Annotated in this window: 18 protein-coding genes; 10 read left to right on the top strand and 8 right to left on the bottom strand. The window is 72.3% G+C overall.

Going from position 1 to position 18,762, the window contains the following annotated elements:
• Nucleotides 1-4: 4 nt before the first annotated feature.
• From AC07EG_RS21650 to AC07EG_RS21625, 6 genes are all read right to left on the bottom strand, one after another.
• Entirely contained in the window at nucleotides 5-1,852 is a 1,848-nt protein-coding gene (locus AC07EG_RS21650; protein WP_478254938.1) for a hypothetical protein, read from the bottom strand.
• 262 nt (nucleotides 1,853-2,114) lie between these two features.
• Nucleotides 2,115-2,855, bottom strand: coding sequence for a DJ-1/PfpI family protein (locus tag AC07EG_RS21645; protein ID WP_478254937.1), 741 nt, complete (start codon nucleotides 2,853-2,855; stop codon nucleotides 2,115-2,117).
• A complete protein-coding gene (locus AC07EG_RS21640; protein ID WP_478254936.1) occupies nucleotides 2,855-4,228 on the bottom strand; it encodes a PepSY-associated TM helix domain-containing protein in 1,374 nt (457 codons plus the stop codon). Before AC07EG_RS21640 ends, AC07EG_RS21645 begins: the two co-directional genes overlap by 1 nt.
• Nucleotides 4,229-4,276: 48 nt before the next feature.
• Entirely contained in the window at nucleotides 4,277-4,981 is a 705-nt protein-coding gene (locus tag AC07EG_RS21635; RefSeq protein WP_478254935.1) for a CPBP family intramembrane glutamic endopeptidase, read from the bottom strand.
• 37 nt (nucleotides 4,982-5,018) lie between these two features.
• A complete protein-coding gene (locus AC07EG_RS21630) occupies nucleotides 5,019-5,798 on the bottom strand; it encodes a maleylpyruvate isomerase family mycothiol-dependent enzyme (protein WP_478254934.1) in 780 nt (259 codons plus the stop codon).
• A gap of 154 nt (nucleotides 5,799-5,952) precedes the next feature.
• Nucleotides 5,953-7,524: a HEAT repeat domain-containing protein gene (locus AC07EG_RS21625; protein WP_478254933.1), complete on the bottom strand. Its 1,572-nt coding sequence runs from the start codon at nucleotides 7,522-7,524 to the stop codon at nucleotides 5,953-5,955.
• A gap of 142 nt (nucleotides 7,525-7,666) precedes the next feature.
• Between AC07EG_RS21625 and AC07EG_RS21620 the strand changes: the two genes are divergently transcribed.
• The 7 genes from AC07EG_RS21620 to AC07EG_RS21590 all read left to right on the top strand — a co-directional run bounded on the left by AC07EG_RS21620 (nucleotide 7,667) and on the right by AC07EG_RS21590 (nucleotide 14,756).
• Nucleotides 7,667-8,446: an endonuclease I family protein gene (locus AC07EG_RS21620; protein ID WP_478254932.1), complete on the top strand. Its 780-nt coding sequence runs from the start codon at nucleotides 7,667-7,669 to the stop codon at nucleotides 8,444-8,446.
• A 55-nt stretch (nucleotides 8,447-8,501) separates the two neighbouring features.
• On the top strand, nucleotides 8,502-10,415 hold the full coding sequence (locus AC07EG_RS21615) for a beta-N-acetylhexosaminidase family protein (RefSeq protein WP_478254931.1): 1,914 nt from the start codon (nucleotides 8,502-8,504) through the stop codon (nucleotides 10,413-10,415).
• 95 nt (nucleotides 10,416-10,510) lie between these two features.
• Complete coding sequence (locus AC07EG_RS21610) at nucleotides 10,511-12,112, top strand: PP2C family protein-serine/threonine phosphatase (RefSeq protein WP_478254930.1); 1,602 nt, start codon at nucleotides 10,511-10,513, stop codon at nucleotides 12,110-12,112.
• Nucleotides 12,109-13,146 (top strand): cobalamin B12-binding domain-containing protein, encoded by a 1,038-nt coding sequence (locus tag AC07EG_RS21605; RefSeq protein WP_478254929.1) that lies wholly within the window; start codon nucleotides 12,109-12,111, stop codon nucleotides 13,144-13,146. The genes AC07EG_RS21610 and AC07EG_RS21605 overlap by 4 nt, the downstream gene beginning before the upstream one ends.
• A complete protein-coding gene (locus AC07EG_RS21600) occupies nucleotides 13,143-13,481 on the top strand; it encodes an STAS domain-containing protein (RefSeq protein WP_478254928.1) in 339 nt (112 codons plus the stop codon). The genes AC07EG_RS21605 and AC07EG_RS21600 overlap by 4 nt, the downstream gene beginning before the upstream one ends.
• Before the next feature lie 48 nt (nucleotides 13,482-13,529).
• Complete coding sequence (locus tag AC07EG_RS21595) at nucleotides 13,530-13,919, top strand: STAS domain-containing protein (RefSeq protein ID WP_478254927.1); 390 nt, start codon at nucleotides 13,530-13,532, stop codon at nucleotides 13,917-13,919.
• Nucleotides 13,920-13,982: 63 nt separating this feature from the next.
• Nucleotides 13,983-14,756, top strand: coding sequence for an MEDS domain-containing protein (locus AC07EG_RS21590; protein ID WP_478254926.1), 774 nt, complete (start codon nucleotides 13,983-13,985; stop codon nucleotides 14,754-14,756).
• On the opposite strand, the gene AC07EG_RS21585 is transcribed toward AC07EG_RS21590, so the two are convergent.
• Complete coding sequence (locus AC07EG_RS21585) at nucleotides 14,731-15,462, bottom strand: TSUP family transporter (RefSeq protein WP_478254925.1); 732 nt, start codon at nucleotides 15,460-15,462, stop codon at nucleotides 14,731-14,733. The genes AC07EG_RS21590 and AC07EG_RS21585 overlap by 26 nt on opposite strands.
• 391 nt (nucleotides 15,463-15,853) lie before the next feature.
• On the opposite strand from AC07EG_RS21585, the gene AC07EG_RS21580 reads away from it, so the two are divergent.
• The 3 genes from AC07EG_RS21580 (at nucleotide 15,854) to AC07EG_RS21570 (ending at nucleotide 17,598) form a co-directional block, all read left to right on the top strand.
• Entirely contained in the window at nucleotides 15,854-16,069 is a 216-nt protein-coding gene (locus AC07EG_RS21580) for a DUF397 domain-containing protein (RefSeq protein WP_478254962.1), read from the top strand.
• Nucleotides 16,070-16,225: 156 nt separating this feature from the next.
• Nucleotides 16,226-17,044: an NPP1 family protein gene (locus tag AC07EG_RS21575; protein ID WP_478254924.1), complete on the top strand. Its 819-nt coding sequence runs from the start codon at nucleotides 16,226-16,228 to the stop codon at nucleotides 17,042-17,044.
• A gap of 56 nt (nucleotides 17,045-17,100) precedes the next feature.
• The gene (locus AC07EG_RS21570; RefSeq protein WP_478254923.1) at nucleotides 17,101-17,598 is read left to right on the top strand and encodes an N-acetyltransferase family protein; all 498 of its coding nucleotides are present in this window, start codon (nucleotides 17,101-17,103) and stop codon (nucleotides 17,596-17,598) included.
• 28 nt (nucleotides 17,599-17,626) lie between these two features.
• Here AC07EG_RS21570 and AC07EG_RS21565 read toward each other — a convergent pair whose 3' ends face one another.
• A complete protein-coding gene (locus AC07EG_RS21565; protein ID WP_478254922.1) occupies nucleotides 17,627-18,754 on the bottom strand; it encodes an L-talarate/galactarate dehydratase in 1,128 nt (375 codons plus the stop codon).
• Between the last annotated feature and the right edge of the window lie 8 nt (nucleotides 18,755-18,762).

Genomic DNA, 18,762 nt, shown 5'->3' with positions numbered 1-18,762 from the left:
CGGGTCAGTCGGGGCGGCAGCCCGGTTTGATGGCGCGCCAGAGCGGCGTGGCGTCCCCGCGGTGCGCGACCACGTACCCGACGACCAGGTGCGCGTGCTGCGCGGGGTGGGAAGCGGGGGTGCCGTGCGGGGTGGCGGTGGGGTTGGCCGGTGCCTGGAGCGGGACGTGCGGCCACGGCGGGTGCTGCTTGCGGGGGGCGGGGTTGCGCGTTTCGGTGTTGAGCTTGACCGCGGCTGTCACGGTGGCTGGCTGTTGCCTGGCGCTGTTGACGGTTTTCTGAGTCGTCAGTGCCTGGTTAACCGGAACGTGGAATTCCGGTGTGGTCCGGCCCGGGGAAACGACCACTTTCAGTGGCTTCTCGGTGGCTTGTGTTTCCGCTCCCGCTTTTGTGCAACCGCCCTGGCCGGCCCACTTTTTCTGCGACAGCTGCGGCCCTTCGACGACGTTTTCCACGGCTTCCCCGGTAACCACGAGAATCGGGGAGACCGTTCCCTCGACCAGGTGAAGTAGCGGTTTGGTCGCTCCGACCACCGCGGCCACCGGTTTCCCGATGAGTTCGAGCAACGGCGTCGCGGTGCGCACGACCGCGGCCACCACGTGCTCGGCCAGGCCGAGGATCGGGGTGGCTGCGGTGATCACCTTCCCGGCCAGGCCGAGCAGCGGGACCACCGGCTTCTCCAGCAGTTCCAGGGGCTGGACCACCCCGCCCACGGCTCGATCGGCGAGGTCCAGCACCGGTGCCACCGCGCCGGCCGCGTCGGCCACGGTGCGCTCCACCAGGTCGAGCACGGGCCGCACCGGCTCAGCCACCTCGGCGGCGGTTTTCCCGGTGAGGCCGAGGATGGGGGTGAGTGGTTCGACCACTGTCTTCGTGGTGTGGTGAAAAATGGGTACTACGGGGGCCAGGGTTCCGCCGAGAACGGGCGAAACCGCCACCGAGTCGCCCACGATCCGCTCGGTCCGCTGGAGTACGGGTTCCGGCAGGTCGAGCACGGCCTGCACGGGCTCGGCTGTGGTTTTTCCGGTGGCTTTGAGCTGGGGTTTCGGCAGGTCGAGCCCCGGCCCTGCGAGCCTGGTGGGGTGGTTGAGTGTGGGCTTGGGCAGCTCGAGCACCGGTTGATTCGCGATTTGCCCGGCGTGGTGCTGCATGGGCTGGGGGAGGTCGAGCACTGGTTTCGCGGGCTCGGTCTCGATTTGTTCGGCGTGGTTGAGCGTGAGTCGGGAGAGGGGAAGCACCGGCTTCCCAGGGGCAGCCGCGATTTGCCCGGCGCGATTCAACCCGGGCTCAACCGAGTCCAGCACCGTTTTCGCGGGCTCGTCCGCGATTCGCTCGGCGGGGTTCTGTGCGGGTCGCGGGTGGGGGAGCACCGCCTCCCCGGGGCCAGGCACGGTTTGCCCGGCGTGGTTGAGCACGGGATCGGGCAGGCCCGGCGCCGACTTCACCGGCTCGTCCGTGATTTGCCCGGCGCGATTCTGTGCGGGCTCGGGTAGGTCGAGCGCAGACTCGGTCATGGTGAAGGTGGTGTGCTGGAGCGCGGGTTCGGGCAGATCCAGCACCGGCTTCACCGCCTCCGCAGTGCGGTGCAGCGCCGGTTCCGGCGCATCGGCCAGTGGTTTCACCGGATCAGCAGCGGTTTCCGCACGCTGGCGCACGTTGCCGGGCGGGGTGAGCACCGGTTTCCCCAATCGAGCCACGGTTTTCCCGGGCTCCGGTGGTTCGACCACCGGGGCGGCATCTGCCGAAGTGCTCAGCACACAGGAAACCGCGAACACCGCCAGCAGCAGCCCGGCCAGCCAGAGCAGCGCACGCAGCAGCGTGTGCTGCTGCGTTCTGCCACCGGCCGACGCCACTGCGTGACCACCTCCGGAAATGTCGACGCGCTCCCAGTACGCTCCCAGTACCCCCTTCTCGATTATTCATGTCCGCCCCCGTTGCCGGAGCGCCCGAATGGCCCAGCCTGGAGCAGGTTTGGCATCCGCCACTTCGGGGGTACGCCTGCTACATGTGGTTCGCGGTAGGCACTCCGGCAATCGTGATGGTCCTCGCACTGCTGCTCGAGCGATACGAGCGCAGATGCGAAATCGACGCGCCCCGCCCCCGTGCCCGGCGCCGTCAGACCTGGGACTCCGCCAGCAGTTCCAGTGCCAGCGCTTGGAGTTCCGGCCCGGCCTTGTCCGGGCTCCCGGTGTCGAACGGCGGTCGCGGGTCGTATTCGACTGCAAGTTGCAGTGCCTGGGCCGTGCGCTCGTCGGTGAGCAGCGAGGCCAAGTAGAGCGCCATGTCCTGGCCCGCCGAAACGCCGGCCGACGTAATGACCTTGCCATCGCGGACGTAGCGCTCGGCGACGAAGGTGGCGCCGAGCGATTCCAGGTAGTCCTTGCCCGACCAGTAGGTCGTCGCCCGCAAACCGGTGAGCAGACCGGCTTTGCCGAGGATCATCGAACCGGTGCACACCGAGGTCGTCCACTTCGTGCGCCGGTGGACCCCGCGGATCCACTGCAGCACCCGGGGCCGCTCGAACACCGCGAGGATCGCGCGTTCGCTGCCGCCGGGCACCACCAGCACGTCGAGTTCACGCACCTCGTCGATGGACTTCTCGGCGAGCAACGCGACATCGCCGGTGTCCGTGCGGACCAGCCCCGGGCGTTCGGCCAGCATCGTCACCGTGGCCCCGGGAACCCGCGCGAGGATTTCCGCCGGGCCGGTCGGGTCGAGCAGGCTGAACCGGTCGAAGAGCAGGATCCCGATCCGGGGACCGGCACCGGGGGCAGCGGCGGCCGGAGCCGCCACCGCCCCCAGTCCGGTGCCCAGGCCCGCCACGGTCGCGGCCCGCAGCACGGTGCGCCGCCGCATCAGCGCGCCCCCGCTCGTGACCGCCGGCCCAGCAGGGCGTCCACCACCAGGAAACCCAGCAGGGTCACGCCGAACACCGGCAGGAACCAGGCCGCCAGCGCACCACCCACCACCAGCGCGACCAGCGCGGCGGGCGGCATCGACCGCCAGCCGCCGCGGGCGAACGGCTTGCCGACGCCGAACCGCTCACGCGTGGGCCTGCGGTGCCACCACATCCGGTAACCCCAGACGACCATGGTGATCAGCGCCAGGCACACCACCGCCAGCACCAGCTGGTTCGGCAGGCCGAACAGCAGGCCCATGTGCGCGTCGATGCCCCAGCGCGCGAGCTTCGCGCCGAGCGGGTAGTCGTCGAACCGCAGGGTCTCCAGCACCTGGGCGCTGCCCGGGTCGATGGCCGCCGTGTCCTGCTTCTCCGGCCAGCTGGCCTTGATCTGCTTGACCAGGTACACCTCGCCCTCCTTGGGCAGGGTGAGTTCGACCGGCCCGTCGAGGCCGTGGGCACGGGCCGAGGCGAGCACGCGGTCCGGTCCGGCGTCGGCCACCGGGGCCGAGCCGTGGTGCTCGCTGTGCCCGGCGTGGCCCCCGTGCTCGGCGTGCTCGGACATGCTGGCGGACAGCGTCGGCGTCTGCCACGACAGGGCTTGCCGCAGGTCGGTGATGCTCTCGCCGCCGTACTGCGACCAGGTCAGCCCGGTCACCGACAGGAACAGCAGCACGATCGCCACCCACGAGCCGGTCAGGGCGTGCCAGGACACCAGCCGCCGCCTGCCCTTCGCCCGCCGGTCGGCCGCGCGGTGCTGCCGCCGCTTGGACCACCACAGCACCAGGCCGCCGAGCACGACCACCCACAGCCAGCTCGCCGCGAGTTCGCTGTACAACCGGCCGAAGTCGCCGAGGTGCAGGCCGCGGTGCAGCTGGTCGATCCAGGTGCGCACCGGGGTGGCCTGGCTGGACCCGTAGGTTTCCAGCACCCCGCGCACCTCGCTGGAGTACGGGTCGACGTAGGCGGTCAGCCAGTGGCTGGCTTCCAGATCGGGCCTGCTGAAGATCACCTGCGTGGTGTCGGTCGCCTCGGCACCCGGGCGCACGCGCACCACGGTGGCATCGGGTATCGCCGCCCGCGCGGCTGCGAGCTGGCTCTCCAGCGGCTGCGCCGACGTCCCCGCGGGCACGTGCAGCTCGTGGTCGTAGACGACCTGCTCCAGCTGCGGGGTGAAGATGTACAACAACCCGGTCAGCGCTGCGACCAGCAGGAACGGGCCGATGAACACACCGGCGTAGAAGTGCAGGCGCAGCAGCAGCGGACGCACCGAGCGCCGTCGCGCTCTGGCCGCCTCCGCGTCGGTTCCAACGATCTCGTCAGTGGTCACGTCGCTAAGGTCGGCACGGTCGCGCGGGAAGTTCCCGGCGAATTTCCGCTAGCGGTGGGCGAGCACCAGCCAGGCGGCGGCGAGCCCGCCGGAGTTGGTCGCGGTGTGCACCGCCATCGGCGCGAGCAGGCTGCGCCCGGTGTGCCGCCACCAGTGCAGCCACACCCCGGCAGCGGCCGCGGCGAGCATCGCCAGCACCGAAACCGCCCACAGCGGCAGGCCGCCGAGGGTTTCGGCGACGGCGGCGTTGCGGACCAGCGCGAGCGACGGCAGCAGGTGCCACAGCCCGAACAGGCCCGCCGCGCCGAGCACCGGCCCCCACCGCCAGCGGTGGTCACCGCCGAGCAGCGCGGGCAGCACGCCCCGGAAGGCGACCTCCTCGATCAGCACGGTGCCGAGCGGGATCCGGATCAGCGTCTGCCAGAGCACTTCGGCCGCGTCGGGGGTGCCGACGCGGCCGTCGTCGAACAGCGGGCGCAGCGCGGGCACGGCGAGGGCGAGCCCGAAGGCCAGCAGCACCACGCCCACCCCGAGCAGGCCGACCACCGCGCCCCGGCCGAGTTGCTGCCTGCCCAGCCCCATCTCCGGGGAGGCGACCCCGGACGCGCGGGCGAGGACCACCAGCAGCGCCGCGGCGACCGTGCCGCACACCGGGTACGCCCAGCCCGGCAGCACCCGGTTGGCCAGGAAGGTGGCCGCGGCGAGCAGCAGCACCGCGAGCACGACGGCGGAGGACCGGGTGCGCACACTCATGCCTCGACGGTAGATCGACCCGCGCCGGGCCGCCGGGTCAGGCGTCGGTTACCCAGTCCATGTGGTTGATCCAGTGCTCGACCAGGGCGTGGTCCCCGTCGATCTGCAGCGTGGTGACCGCCTCCAGCGGACGGCGCCTGCTGAGCACGAGCATCAGGTCGGTGGCCGGGCCGCGCACCGCGACGTCCGCCTCGGCGTGCGTGCGTTCCAGGACGACCTGGTCCGCTTCGCGACGGGCCAGCCACTCGCCGGGTGCGTCGGTGGCGTGGAAGTGCAGGGTCTGCCCGGCACCACGCATCGCTTCGGCGAAGTCCGGCCGGTTCTCCCAGTAGCCGCGGGAGGTCAGCGTGACCAGCCAATCCTCGATCGCCGCGACGGCGGGTTCCGGTGCCAGCTCGTACGGCCGGCCGAGCGCGGCCGCCGCGTCCGCGCGGTGCACGGAGATCTCGCCGAACAGCCGGCGTGACCAGAACGGCACCCCGGCGCCGGCGCCGGACGGGTCCCACACCGGTGTTTCGTCGTCGACCGCGTCGAACGCCTGCTTCGCCTCCTCCGCGCAGCCGGTGAGCCAGTCGCGCCACTGGGCCGAGTCGGCGGGGGCGGGCACGTAACCGGCGAACGCCTCGCTCGGGTCGGTCATCCGCCCGGCCACCAGCATGGTCACCATGCGCTGGGTCGAGCCGACGTGGTCGACCAGGTCAGTCAGTGTCCACTTCGGACAAGTCGGCACCGGGGCCGCCGCGTCCTGGCCGTGCACCCACTCGGCGAGCGTCCCGGTCTGCTCGACCACGGCCGTCAAGTACTCGGATGTGCGCATCCTTGATCCTTCCCCTCAGGGCGGCCACCGAGGCTTCCCGCCTCGACCGGCCACAGGGTGCGGATTCAACCAGAACCGGAACCCTTCGACCAGGCTCGTCGGGCCGTCCGGCCAGCCGCGGGCCCGATGGAAGCAACTGTGGAAGCCAAAGGGCCTACAGAGAGTCAACGACACCCTGCTCCTGACCACGCTGGTCGCTTCGCTGGGGTGCTGATTGGCCCAATCGCTCGAGCGACTTCCTCGCTCGTTCTCCGAGGTCGCCGTCCACCAGCTGTTCCAAAGTGGACAGTGCCGTCCCGCGGTCACCCGTGACGCGCCAGTAGGCTTCCGCGGCTTCCGCCCTCGCCTCGCCGGGTGGCCCGGTTTCCGCCAGCATCGCGCGGAGCACCGGGGCCGCGTCACCGGCCGCCGGGCCCAGTTGCCCCAGCCACGCGCACGCCGTCGCGTCCGAGCGCCAGCCGTAGACGGCGGTGTGCGGCCCCGGCAGGCCGGTGCGCACCGGGTGCCCGGTGATCTCCGCCAGCAGCACCGGCACCAGCCACTCGGTTTCCCCCGTTCGCAGCAACGCGAACTGCGCGAACTGCCGCACGCGCAGCGACGGGCCGCTCGCCAGCACCCGCAACCGGTCCCGTAGCTCCACGCCGACCCGGCGGCCCAGCGAGACCCGGTGGCACAGCTTCACCACCGCGCGGACCAGCTCCTCGTCGGCGGGGTCGCCGAAGTGCTGTGCCGTGAGCCGCCCGAGGAACGCGGCCACCTCGGGGCGGTCCAGCAGCCGCGGTTCGCCCCAGTTCGCCGCCACCTCCACCAGAGCTGCCGCCTGGCGTGGCGGCAACGGCCGGGTCAGTTGCGCCAGCACGTCCGGCACCAGGTCCCCACCCAGCGTCGTGACCGCCCGCAGCCGGTTGTCCGGGAACTCGCCGAGCAACTCGCGCAGCCGCGGCAACGCCCGCCGGTCGCCCGCCCTGATCAGGCCGTCGAGCGCGACCTCCCGCAGCTCGGGGTCGGCCAGGAAGCGCGCGGCGACATCGAGGTGCCCGTCGAACCCCCACCGGAAGAGCCGGTGCAGCGCGGCTCGCCGGACGTCGAGGTCGGCGTGCTCCAGCGGAGCCAGCGCGTACGGCTCCACCAGTGACGGATCCCCGTTGCGCATCGCGGAATCCGCCAGTTCGGGGGCGTTCATGGCCACCAGCCACGGCAGGTGCAGCGAGGGAGCGCGGGCCAGCAGCGCGTCGACCGCCCCGGCCGGGCTTTCCCAGCCCGGTTCCGCCCACGGCAGGTCCGCCAGCACGGGGTTCGGCGGGAGCAGCGCGCCGACCAGGTCCGGGTGCGGCTTCGAGCCGAGCAGCGCGCCGAACGCCGAGCCGAACCGGGCCAGCGCGTCACCGCCGGGCGACCAGCCCTCGTGCACGCCCAGCACGATGTGCAGGCCCAGCCGGGTCGGCTCGTCGGCGGCACGAACCGCCCGGACCGCGTCGGCGACCTCGGGGTCGTAGCAGTAGCAGAGCACGCAGGTGGTCACCCGCCGGACGGCCGGATCGTCGTGCGCCAGCGCCGGGAGCAGCCGGGACAGCCCGGCCTCCGCCGCCGCGTCGACCCGGGTCGCCCACCACTCCTCGTCCGGTCCCCCCGGTTCGATGCCGAGGAAGGCCAGCAACTCGTCCAGCGCGTCGTCGCTCACCGGTCCCGGCGCGTCGAGGAACGAGTCGAAGTCCCGCAGCACCATCGGCCAAACGCTCACACGGCAGCGTAACGACCACCCCGGCCCGCCGGCACCCCGGTTGATCGCCGTTCGTCGGTAGTCAACCTGCGCTAGCAGCTGTCAGTCTTTCACTGACAGTGACTCAGTGATGGTGAGGAGATTCTGGGTGGTCACCAAGCGAATTCCGCGGCGGACGGCCGCGGCCGGTGCCGCACTGGCCGCGGCCGGCCTGCTCGCGGCCCCCGCCGCGCAAGCGGCGCCCCCCGAGGGCTACTACTCCGGCGCCGAGGGCAAAACCGGTGCCGAACTCAAAGCGGCGCTGCACACCATCGTCAGCACCGGCGTCACCACCCTGGCCTACGACGACGTCTGGGACGCGCTCAAGACCACCGACGAGGACCCCGCCGACGCCGGGAGCGTGGTCCTGCTCTACAGCGGCCAATCCCGTGCCAAGGACGCCAACGGCGGCAACCCCGGCGACTGGAACCGCGAGCACACCTGGGCCAAGTCCCACGGCGACTTCGGCACCTCGCCCGGCCCCGGCACCGACATCCACCACCTGCGCGCCACCGACGTCACGGTGAACAGCATCCGCGGCAACAAGGACTTCGACACCGGCGGCGAGCCGGTCGACGGCGCTCCCGGCAACCTCACCGACGACGACTCGTTCGAACCGCGGGACGAGGTCAAGGGAGACGTGGCCAGGATGATCCTGTACATGGGCGTGCGCTGGGACGGCGGTGACGGTTTTCCCGACCTCGAGCCGAACGACCAGGTCGGCAACGGTTCGGCACCGGCCATCGGCAAGGTTTCGGTGCTGCTGCGGTGGCACGCGGAGGATCCGGTGGACACCGCGGAGCAGCACCGCAACGAAGCGGTCTTCGGCATCCAGCACAACCGCAACCCGTTCATCGACCACCCCGAGTGGGCCGACGAGGTCTACTAGCTTGACTCCGGGCCGGATCCTTGATGGTCTGGACCAAGATGATCAAGGAGGCCCGGTGCGATCCTTCCGAGCCGCTGCGGCGGTCGTGTTCCTCGGCGTGGCAATGGGGCTGGCACCGGGCGGCACGGCCGCCGCGGCACCGGACCGCGGATCCCGGTTGCCGGTGGTCACGCCCACCCCGCAGTCGATCGAGACCAACGGCCGTCAGCTGCGGGTGCCCGCCCGCGTCGGCCTGGTACTGGGCGACGGCGCCGACGCGGCCACCGAGGCACTCCTGCGCCGCACGCTGGAAAGCGCCGGTGCCCGGGAAATCGTCGACGAGCGCGCCGGACTGACCGTGGTGGCCGGCTCGTTCACCGATCCCGGCGTGCCCGAGGCACTGGCGGAAGCCGGGGGAGCGAAGCCCGCCGAACTGCCCCCGGAGGGGTATTCGCTGGCCACGCGGGCCAAGGCCCGTGGTGGCGTGGTGGCGCTGGCCGGCAACGACGGCGACGGCGTGTACTACGCCGCGCAAACCCTCCGCCAGCTCACCGGTCCCGGCAGGATCGCCGGCACCAGGGTGACCGACTTCCCGCTGATAGCGCTGCGCGGCAGCATCGAAGGCTTCTACGGCGCCCCGTGGTCCCACCAGGACCGGCTCGACCAGCTCGCCTTCTACGGCGGCATCAAGGCCAACACCTACATCTACACCCCCAAGGACGACCTCTACCTCCGCGAGAAGTGGCGTGAGCCGTACCCCGCCGCGGAACTGGCGAAGATCCGGGAACTGATCGGCGCGGCGGCGGAACACCACGTGCAGTTCACCTACGCGATCTCGCCGGGGCCGTCGATCTGCTACAGCGATCCGGCCGATGTCCAGGCGCTGCACGGCAAACTGGCTTCGATCCACGACCAGGGCGCCGACAGCTTCTACCTCGCGCTGGACGACATCAGCTACACCAAGTGGAACTGCGCCGGTGACGAGCAGGAGTACGGTGCTCCCGGCCAGGCCGCCGCCGGGCGGGCGCAGGCCGAGCTGCTGAACGGGGTGCAGCGCGAATTCCTCGACGCGGTCGGCGCGAAGCCGCTGCAGATGGTGCCGACGGAGTACTCCGACATCGCCGATTCGCCGTACAAGAAGGTGCTCCGTGAGTCGCTCGACGAGCGGATCGTGGTGCAGTGGACCGGGACCGACGTGGTGCCGCCGTCGATCAGCGTCGCCGACGCCGAGCAGGCCGCGCGGGTCTGGGGCCGCAAGGTGTTCCTCTGGGACAACTACCCGGTCAACGACTACGGGCAGACCACCGGGCGGCTGCTGCTGGCGCCCTACGACAAGCGCGAAGCCGACTTGCACACCGCGCTCGGCGGCATCGTGCTCAACCCGATGAACCAGGCGGCCCCGAGCAAGGTGGCGCTGTTCGGCGGCGCTTCGTTCGCCTGGAACGACCAGGACTACGACGCCGGCCGGACGTGGCGGGCGGCCGCGGCCCACCTCGCCGATGGGGACCAGCGCACCGCCGAGGCGCTGCTCGCCTTCTTCGACACCCAGCACTTGGCTCCCACCTTCGGTGAGGTCGCCTGGCAGCCGCAGGCACCGGTGCTCAAGGCGAAGGTGGACGCGGTGCGCGCCGAGCCGCGGGGCAAGGCGTTGCGGGAACTGGAGCGGTACGCCGACCTGCTCGCCGCGGCACCGGAGCGCATCCGCGCCGGGGTGCCCGATCCGGCCTTTTCCGCCCAGGCCGAGCCGTGGCTGGACGCGCTGACCCTGTGGGGCCGCGCCCTGCAGTCCACTGTAGACGGAATGCGCCTGGCGCCCGCCGATCCGGCCGGGGCCGGCCGCGCCTTCGCCGAGTCGGCGCGCCTGGCCGCCGAGGCGGCGGAAATCCGGACCATTCCGGGCACCACCCGCCCCCAGGGCCCGGTCCGGGTCGCCGACGGGGTGCTGGACACCTTCCTCGCCGACGCGCCCGGCCTCGTGGGCCGGGGCTGAGGACCCGGTTCCGCCGGGTGCCCGGTTGCTTCCGGGCGGCCGGGTGCGCGACGCTCGAAGCGAGTCGTCCGGCGATCACGGTTAAGGTGCTTCGGGTGAGGAACGAGTCGCAGCGACCCGTCGCCGCGCCCCCGAGCCCCGAGGTGGCCGGGGTGGCGTGGTCGGCTGCCCCGAGCCCCGCACTGGTGATCGGCCCCGACGGCGCACTCGAAGGGGTGAACGCGGCGGCGGCGCTGCTGTTCGAAGGGGCGGCAGCCGGGCAGGCGGCCGCTTCCGCGCTGCCGTCGTGGCTGGCCGAGGCGGACGCCACCACCCCGGTGCCGGGGCAGGTGGGTGCGCGGAGCTTCACCGCGCACCCGGTCCGGCACGAGCACGGCCGGGTGAGCTGGTGGCTGGTCGAGGAGACCAGCCTCCGCGTCGAACGCGAGCGCGCGGCGTTCCTGAGCGAGGCGTCCAACGCGCTGCTGTCCTCGCTGAACCTCCGGCGCTGCATGGAGGTGACCGCGGAGCTGACCGCTCGGTACCTGGCCGACGCCGCGGTGGTGGTGGCGCCGCTGCTGCGACGGCGCCACCCGGTGACCAGCTGCACCCGCGGGGGCGAGCCGGAGCACACCATGCGCACGATGGACCCGGCCGACGTGCCCGGCCTCGGCGAGGCGCTGCAGGGCTTCCCGCCGGTGCCCTCGCGGTGGATCGACCCGCAGCACGCCCCGGACTGGCTGGTCCCCGACGGCTTCGGCGAGGTCGGCTCGATCGTGATCACCCCGCTGCCCGGCCAGGGCGTGCCCGCCGGGGCGCTGATCCTGCTGCGCCACCGCGGCCGTGAGCCCTTCGCCGACTCCGAGGAGACCTTCGCCCGGCTGTTCGCCGCGCGGGCCGGGGCGGCGATGGCCGCCGCCCGCCTGTTCGCCGAGCAGACCGCGATCACCGAAACCCTGATGCGCGACCTGCTCCCGCCGGCGCTGCGGCCGGTGGCCGGCGTGGAGTTCGCCGGCGGTTACCGGACCTCGCAGGACACCGACCGGGTCGGCGGTGACTTCTACGACGTGCACCCCGTGGGTGGTGAGGAGGCGCTGGCCATCCTCGGCGACGTCTGCGGCAAGGGGCTGGAAGCGGCCGTGCTCACCGGCAAGGTCCGCAACACCCTGCACGCGCTGCTGCCGCTGGCCGGCGACCACCGGCGCATGCTCGGCCTGCTCAACGACGCGTTGCTGAACTCGCACAACACCCGGTTCGTCACCCTGGTGCTGGCCTCGGTGACCAGGGACACCGGCGGGGTGCGGCTCCGGCTGACCAGCGCCGGGCACCCGGCGCCGCTGGTGGTGCGCGCGGACGGCCGGGTCGAGGAGACGCCCACGATGGGCACCGTGGTCGGCGTGCTGCCCGAACTCGAATCGGTCTCCGCCGACGTCGTGCTCGGGCCGGGGGAGAGCTGCCTGCTCTACACCGACGGCATCGTCGAGGCGAAGGGCGGCCCGCTCGGGGAGACCTACTTCGGCGAGGAACGCCTGCACCGGATCCTGGCCGAATGCGCGGGCATGCCCGCCGAGGCGGTCGCGGAGCGGGTGCAGATGCTGGCGGCGGAGTGGGCGGGCCGCAACCCGCACGACGACATGGCGGTGCTGGTGATCACCGCGCCGCGCGGACCGCACCTGACGGTGGTCGGGGGGCACGGACGAGGCAGGTACACCACATGAGCGGTCCCACCGGTATCGCCGCCGAGCGCCTGTGGGACGCCGCGGTCGCCGGAGACGAGCTAGCCGCGGTCGAGGCCGTCTTCGCCGCGCTCGACGCCGGGCTCGACCTCGAAGCCGCCCTGCTCGACGTGGTCGGCGCGGTCCAGCGCCGGGTCGGCAGGGAATGGGCGGCCAACCGGCTCACCGTGGCGCAGGAGCACGCGGCCACCGCGATCAACGACCGGGTGATCGCCGCCGCGGTGCACTCGCGCCCGCGCCCCCGCCAGGTGCTCGGCCGGGTCACCGTGGCCTGCGTGGACGGCGAATGGCACGCGCTGCCCGCCCGCCTGCTGGCCGAGACGCTGAAGCTGCGCGGCTTCGCCGTGGACTACCTCGGTGCCCAGGTGCCCGTTCCGCACCTGATCAACCACCTGCACCGGACCGGCCCGGACGCGGTCGCGCTGTCCGGCTCGATCGCCACCCGGCTGCCCACCGCGCACGCCACCATCACCGCCTGCCAGGCCGCCGGGGTGCCGGTGATCGCCGGTGGGGGCGCCTTCGGGCCCGACGGCCGCTACGCCCGCCTGCTCGGTGCCGACGCCTGGGCGCCCGACGCCCGGTCCGCCGCCGACCGGCTCACCGCCGGTCCGCTGCCGAGACCGAGGAGCGCCCACGAGGTGCTCGACGACCTGCCGCACCTGGCCGACCAGGAGTACACGCTGGTCACCCGCTCGGCCCCGCAGCTGGTCAAGGCGGTCTACGGCGGGCTGGAGGAACGCGTGCCCGCGATGCGCGAGTACACCGAACTCCAGCGGCAGTACACCGCCGAGGACCTCCGGCACATCGTCGACTTCCTGGCCACCTCGCTCTACGTCGGCGACGACACCCTCTTCTTCGACTTCCTCACCTGGACCGCCGAGGTCCTCTCGGTGCGCGGGGTACCGGCGGACTCGCTGTGGCCCGCGCTGGACCTGCTCACCGGCGAACTGCGCGACTTCGACCGGGCCTGCGGCCTGCTCACCCGTGCGCTCGGACACCTGGGAAAACCGGCATGATCTGCACCTGGAGCAAGCTGGGCGAGGACGCCGCGGTGGTCCGGCTCGACGGCGACCTCGACTACGCCACCGCCGACGACCTGGTCGAGCTGGTCACCGCCCGGCTCGGCGCGGTCCGGACCCTGCGGCTGGACTGCGCTTCGCTGGGCTTGTGCGACTCCAGCGGCCTGTCCGCGCTGCTGATGGTCCGCCGGGTCACCGACGCCGCCGGTGTCTCGTTGTGGCTGGACAACCGCGGCCGGAGCCTGGACCGGCTGCTCGAGGTGACCGGCACGCTGTACCACCTGACCGGAGCGGCGGCCGGGGCGGACGAGGGCAGCGGCGGGGACACCTAAGCTGTGCCGGTGCCCGCGCGTTCCGCGCCGAGGAAATGGGAGGCCCGCATGCCCGCTGAGTCCGATGACCGCTCCGCCGACGGCGGGCTGTGGTCGGTCACGGTGGCGGAGCGCGACGGCGTCACGCTCGTCCAGCTCACCGGTGAGCTCGACCTGGCCGCCGTCGACGACCTCGGGCAGGCGCTGGGCGAAGCGGTCGAAGCCGGCCGCGAGGGCGTGGTGGTCGACATGATCGGCGTGGGCTTCTGCGATTCCAGTTGCCTGCACGCGCTGCTGCGCACGGCGAGCCGGGCCAGGGCCGAGGGCACCGGGTTCGCCCTGGTGGCGGTGTCCCCGGCGGTCGTGCGGCCGATCACCGTGCTGCACCTGGCCGAGGTGCTGCCGATGACCGGCAGCGTGGCCGAAGCGGTGGAACTGGTCCGCACGCGGAACGACTGATCCGTTCCTGCACCCGGGCGAACTTGCTTGGGCACCGTTCACCGCGCGTCTACGCTTCCCGCCGTGAACGCGTCCGTCCAGGATCCGACGACCGTCTACGGCCACGTCGGGGTGGCCCTCGATGCCGAGGCCGAGTACGAGGAACTGGTGGGCCTGGCCAGGGCGCGCGGCGGGCACGCCGGGGAGAAGGTGCTCGTGGTGGGGCCCGCCGAGCCGTGGGGCCGCGGCGCGGCGCTGCTGGCCCCGTTCTCGCTCGGCGCCGGCCTGGTCGGCGGCCTGCGGGCGGAGGTGTGCCTCGCGCAGCGCGAGGGGTTCCGCGGCCTCCGGGTGGTGGCGGACATGCGGGAGCTCGGCCTGGACTCGCTCTCCGAGCGCGCGCTGGTGGAGTTCGAGCTGGACCTGGACCGCGTGGTCAGCGAGGCGGGCGCCACGGTGATCTGCGTCTACCGCAACGAGGGGTTCACCGCGGGCGCGGTGGGCGCGGCGCTGTGCGCGCACCCGCGCTGGTCCGGCGCGAACCGCGACGACCGCGGGTTCCGGATGGGCAGCACCGGCCGCGGCGAGTGGCGGATCAGCGGGGAGGTCGACCGCGCCAACGCCGACGTGTTCGAGCTGGCGGTGATGACCGCGGCGGGCATGTCCTCGCGGATGCGGGTGACCTTCGACGACCTGCGGTTCATCGACGTGGCCGGGATGCGGGCACTGGCCAGGGTGCTCACGGCCTTCCCGGACCTGGGGATGACGCTGGTGAACCCGCCGCCGTCGTTCCTGCGGTGCTGGCAGCTGTTCGGCTTCGGTGGCGCCGGCCGGATCACGTTGGCAGGAACGGCAGGGTGAACAGGAAGAGCCCGGCGCCGACCAGGATGCTCGCGGCGATCCGCCGCAGCCGCCCGGCCGGGAGCCGCCGCGCGAACCGGGCGCCCGCGACCACCGCGGCCGCCGCGACCACCCCGAGCAGCGCGCCGAGTCCGAAGTGGACGGAGCCGGTGGTGCTGTAGCCGAGCACCGCGAACGCCGCCAGCGGGAGCTGGATCAGCTGCCCCGCCGCAACCGCGGCCAGCGGTGCCACGCCGAGCAGGAGCAGCACCGGCACCAGCAGCACCGGCCCGCCGGTGCCGGTCAGCGCCGACCCGAAGCCGACCACGGCGCCGGTGAGCAGCGCGGTGGCCGCCGGCAGCTCGGAGCGTTCCCCGCCGCCGGTGCCGAGCAGCCGGTGCAGCCCCGCCCCGAGCGTGATGGCGCCGAGGGCCAGCCACACCACCAGCGGGGAGACCAGCCCGTTGACCAGCGCGCCGGCGGCCGCCGCCGGTGCCGCGCCCAGTGCGAGCCTGCCCGCCAGCGGCCAGGGCATGCTCTCCTGCCGCGCGTAGGCCAGCGTGCCGACCGCCCCGGTGAACAGGAACGACCAGCTGCTGGTGCCCGCGGCCAGGTGCACGTCGAAGCCGCCGAGGTGCACCAGCGCGGGTGGCAGCAGCACCCCGCCCACGCCGACCGCCCCGATGAGCAGCCCCACCGGGACCGCCAGCAACACCACGATCACCACCGGCCGAACCTATCCAGCCGGGGAGCCGGCCGGCCAGCTGGCAAGGGGCCTTCCGAGTCCGGCCTCCTCACCACCGAGCTCGAGCGGGCCTGTCTTCCCGAGCTGAGCCCCCGCCTCCCGAACCCCTCTCGGCTTGAGAGTGGGCCTGCGCAGAAGAGTGAAACCGATCCGGTGCTTTTTCCGCTCCACCACCACCCCGTGCAGCGCGATCACCCGTAACCGGTCCCCCGTTCGAGTGGTCATCACGCCTTTGACCTGCAAAAGGCTTAATGCACGTGCATTTTCATCTGCTCTTGCGCGTGCTATGGTCATCGGCACAGTCAGATGCACGTGCATCTGCATCCCCTGAGTCGGGAAGGTGGAGATCGCAGTGGAGCAGATTTCGAACGGCATGGCGGCCGACAAGCTCGTCGGCGCCGAGTGGCGCAAGAGTTCACGCAGCGGCGCGGTGGGCAACTGCGTGGAGGTCGCCCCGCTGGCCAACGGTGAGATCGCGGTCCGCAACTCGCGCTTCCCGGCCGGTCCCGCCCTGGTCTACACCCAGGCCGAGATGGCGGCCTTCCTCGCCGGCGCCAAGGACGGCGAGTTCGACGACGTCCTGCGCTGATCCGGCGGCCCTGCCGGTCGCCGCCGTTGTCCATTGTGGACTGGATAGCCAAAGTGTGAATGTCTTTCAAATTCCGACTTTGGTCCGTTGTGGGCTGACCCGATCCCTTCCTACGCTTCGTCGAGTCGTCGCCGAAGCGAAGGGAACCGCCACCCGATGCGCACCCACCCCGGCAGTCCGCGGCAGCACCCCGAACCGGCAGGCCGCCCTTGGCGGCGCAGGGCCGCCTTCGGCGCCCGCTCGCTGATCGGCGCCGCCGTGCTCACCCTGGTCCTGCCCCCGGCGCTCGCCTTCGCCGAACCGCCCCGCGCGCTGCCGCGGAGCGTCGCCGAGCCCGATGGCAAGTGGCAGCCCGCCTTCGACTACGACACCGACGGCTGCTACCCGACGCCCGCCATCGGCCCGGACGGCACGCTCAACCCCGGGCTGAACAACTCCGGCGCGCTCAACGGCAACTGCCGCGACCAGTCCGATCTGGACAACACGAACTCCTACGCCCGCGCCAAGTGCAACAACGGCTGGTGCGCCCACCTCTACGACCTGTACTTCGAGAAGGACCAGGCGATCCCCGGCCTGGACGCCTTCGGCCACCGCCACGACATCGAGCACGTGGTGGTCTGGGTGCAGAGCGACCAGGCCCGCTACGTCTCGACCTCCGAACACGGCAACTACGCCAAGCACGCCGCCGCCGACGTCCAGTGGGAAGGCACCCACGCCAAGATCGTCTACCACAAGGACGGCGCCGGCACGCACGCCTTCCGCAAGGCGACCACCGGGGACGAGCCGCCGGAGAACCACTACCGCACCTGGCAGTACCCGGACCTGGTGAGCTGGAACAACTTCCCGCCGGGCATCCGCGACAAGCTCACCTCCGCCAACTTCGGCAGCGCGAGCCTGGCGATCAAGGACGGCGCCTTCGAGTCGAACCTGGAGAAGGCGAAGCCGGACGGCATCCCGTTCGACCCGCGCGGCTGACGGGCGTTCTCCGCGTTGTGCCCTCCCGGCGAGCCGCACCGTTTTAGGGTGGGCGCATGGACGAACCCGAGTTGCGCCCGGCCACCCCGGCGGACGCGGCGTCGATCGCGCGCATCTGGTACCCCGGCTGGCAGGACGCCCACCTGGGCAACGTGCCCGGCGCCCTGCTCGCCGTGCGAACCGAGGAGTCCTTCGGCGTGCGCGCGGCCGAGCGGGTGGTGGACCCGTCGACCCGGACCGTGGTGGCGGACACCGGGGGTGAGGTCGCCGGCTTCGTGATGGTCGTCGGCGACGAGGTCGAGCAGGTCTACGTCTCGGCCGCGCACCGGGGTTCGGGCCTGGCGAAACTGCTGCTGGCGGAGGCGGAACGGCTGGTCGCCGCCAACGGCCACGGCACCGCCTGGCTCGCCGTGGTCGCGGGCAACACCCGGGCCCGCCGGTTCTACGAACGGCAGGGCTGGACCGACGAGGGCCTGTTCGACCACGCCGCCCCGCACGAAGACGGCCCGATCCCCGTTCCCGCCCACCGCTACGTGAAGCGCTCAGCCCGGTAGCAGCGCGATCCCGGCGTTCCGGCGGTGGTCACGAAGCCCGGTCCACCGTCACGCTGTCGGTGGTCCACGCCCGCGCCTGTTCGCTGAGCGTGATACCCAGACCCGGCCGGGACGGCAGGTGCATGCGCCCGCCGCTGATCTCCAGCCGCTCGCCGAACAGCGGGTACAGCCAGTCGAAGTGCTCGACCCACGGCTCGCGCGGATAGGCGGCGGCCAGGTGCAGGTGGATCTCCATGGCGAAGTGCGGCGCCAGTTGCAGGTTCCGGTGGTCGGCCAGCGTGGCCAGCTTGAGGAACTGGGTGATGCCGCCGATGCGGGGTGCGTCGGGCTGCAGGATGTCGGCGGCGCCGTGGCGGATCAGCTCGTCGTGCTCGGCGACGCTGGTCAGCATCTCGCCGGTGGCCACCGCGGTGGTCAGCGCCCGCGCCAGTTCGGCGTGCCCCTCGGCGTCGTAGGCGTCCAGCGGTTCTTCGATCCACACCAGGCCGAACTCCTCCAGCGCCCGGCCCGCGCGCATCGCGGTGGGCCGGTCCCACTGCTGGTTGGCGTCGACCATCAGCGGCACGCCGTCGCCGAGGTGCTCGCGCAGGGCGGCCACCCGGCGCAGGTCCTCGGCCAGGTCGGGCTGGCCGACCTTGATCTTGATGCCGCAGACGCCGGAATCCAGCGTGCGCGTGGCGTTGTCCTTGATCCGCCCGATCGGCTCGTGCAGGAAACCGCCCGAGGTGTTGTAGCAGCGCACCGAATCGCGGTGGGCGCCGAGCAGTTTGGCCAGCGGCAGCCCGGCGCGCTTGGCCTTGAGGTCCCACAGGGCGATGTCGATCGCGGCCAGCGCCTGCGTGGCGGCCCCGCTGCGGCCGACCGAGGCACCCGACCAGACCAGCTTGGTCCACAGCCTGCCGATGTCGCTGGGGTCCTCACCGATCAGGCCGGGCGCGACCTCGCGGGCGTGGGCGAACTGGGCCGGGCCGCCGGCGCGCTTCGAGTAGCCGAAACCGACGCCTTCGGCCCCGGACTCGGCGGTGATCTCGGCGAACAGGAAGACCACCTCGGTCATCGGCCGCTGCCTGCCGGTCAGCACCTTGGCGTCGCTGATGCCGGTGGGCAGCGGCAGGGTCACCGAAGACAGCTTCACCGAAGAGATCCGGTCGGACAATGGTTGCT

The organism is Amycolatopsis sp. NPDC045836 (assembly GCF_056431745.1).
This window is presented reverse-complemented; position numbering and strand designations above follow the sequence as displayed.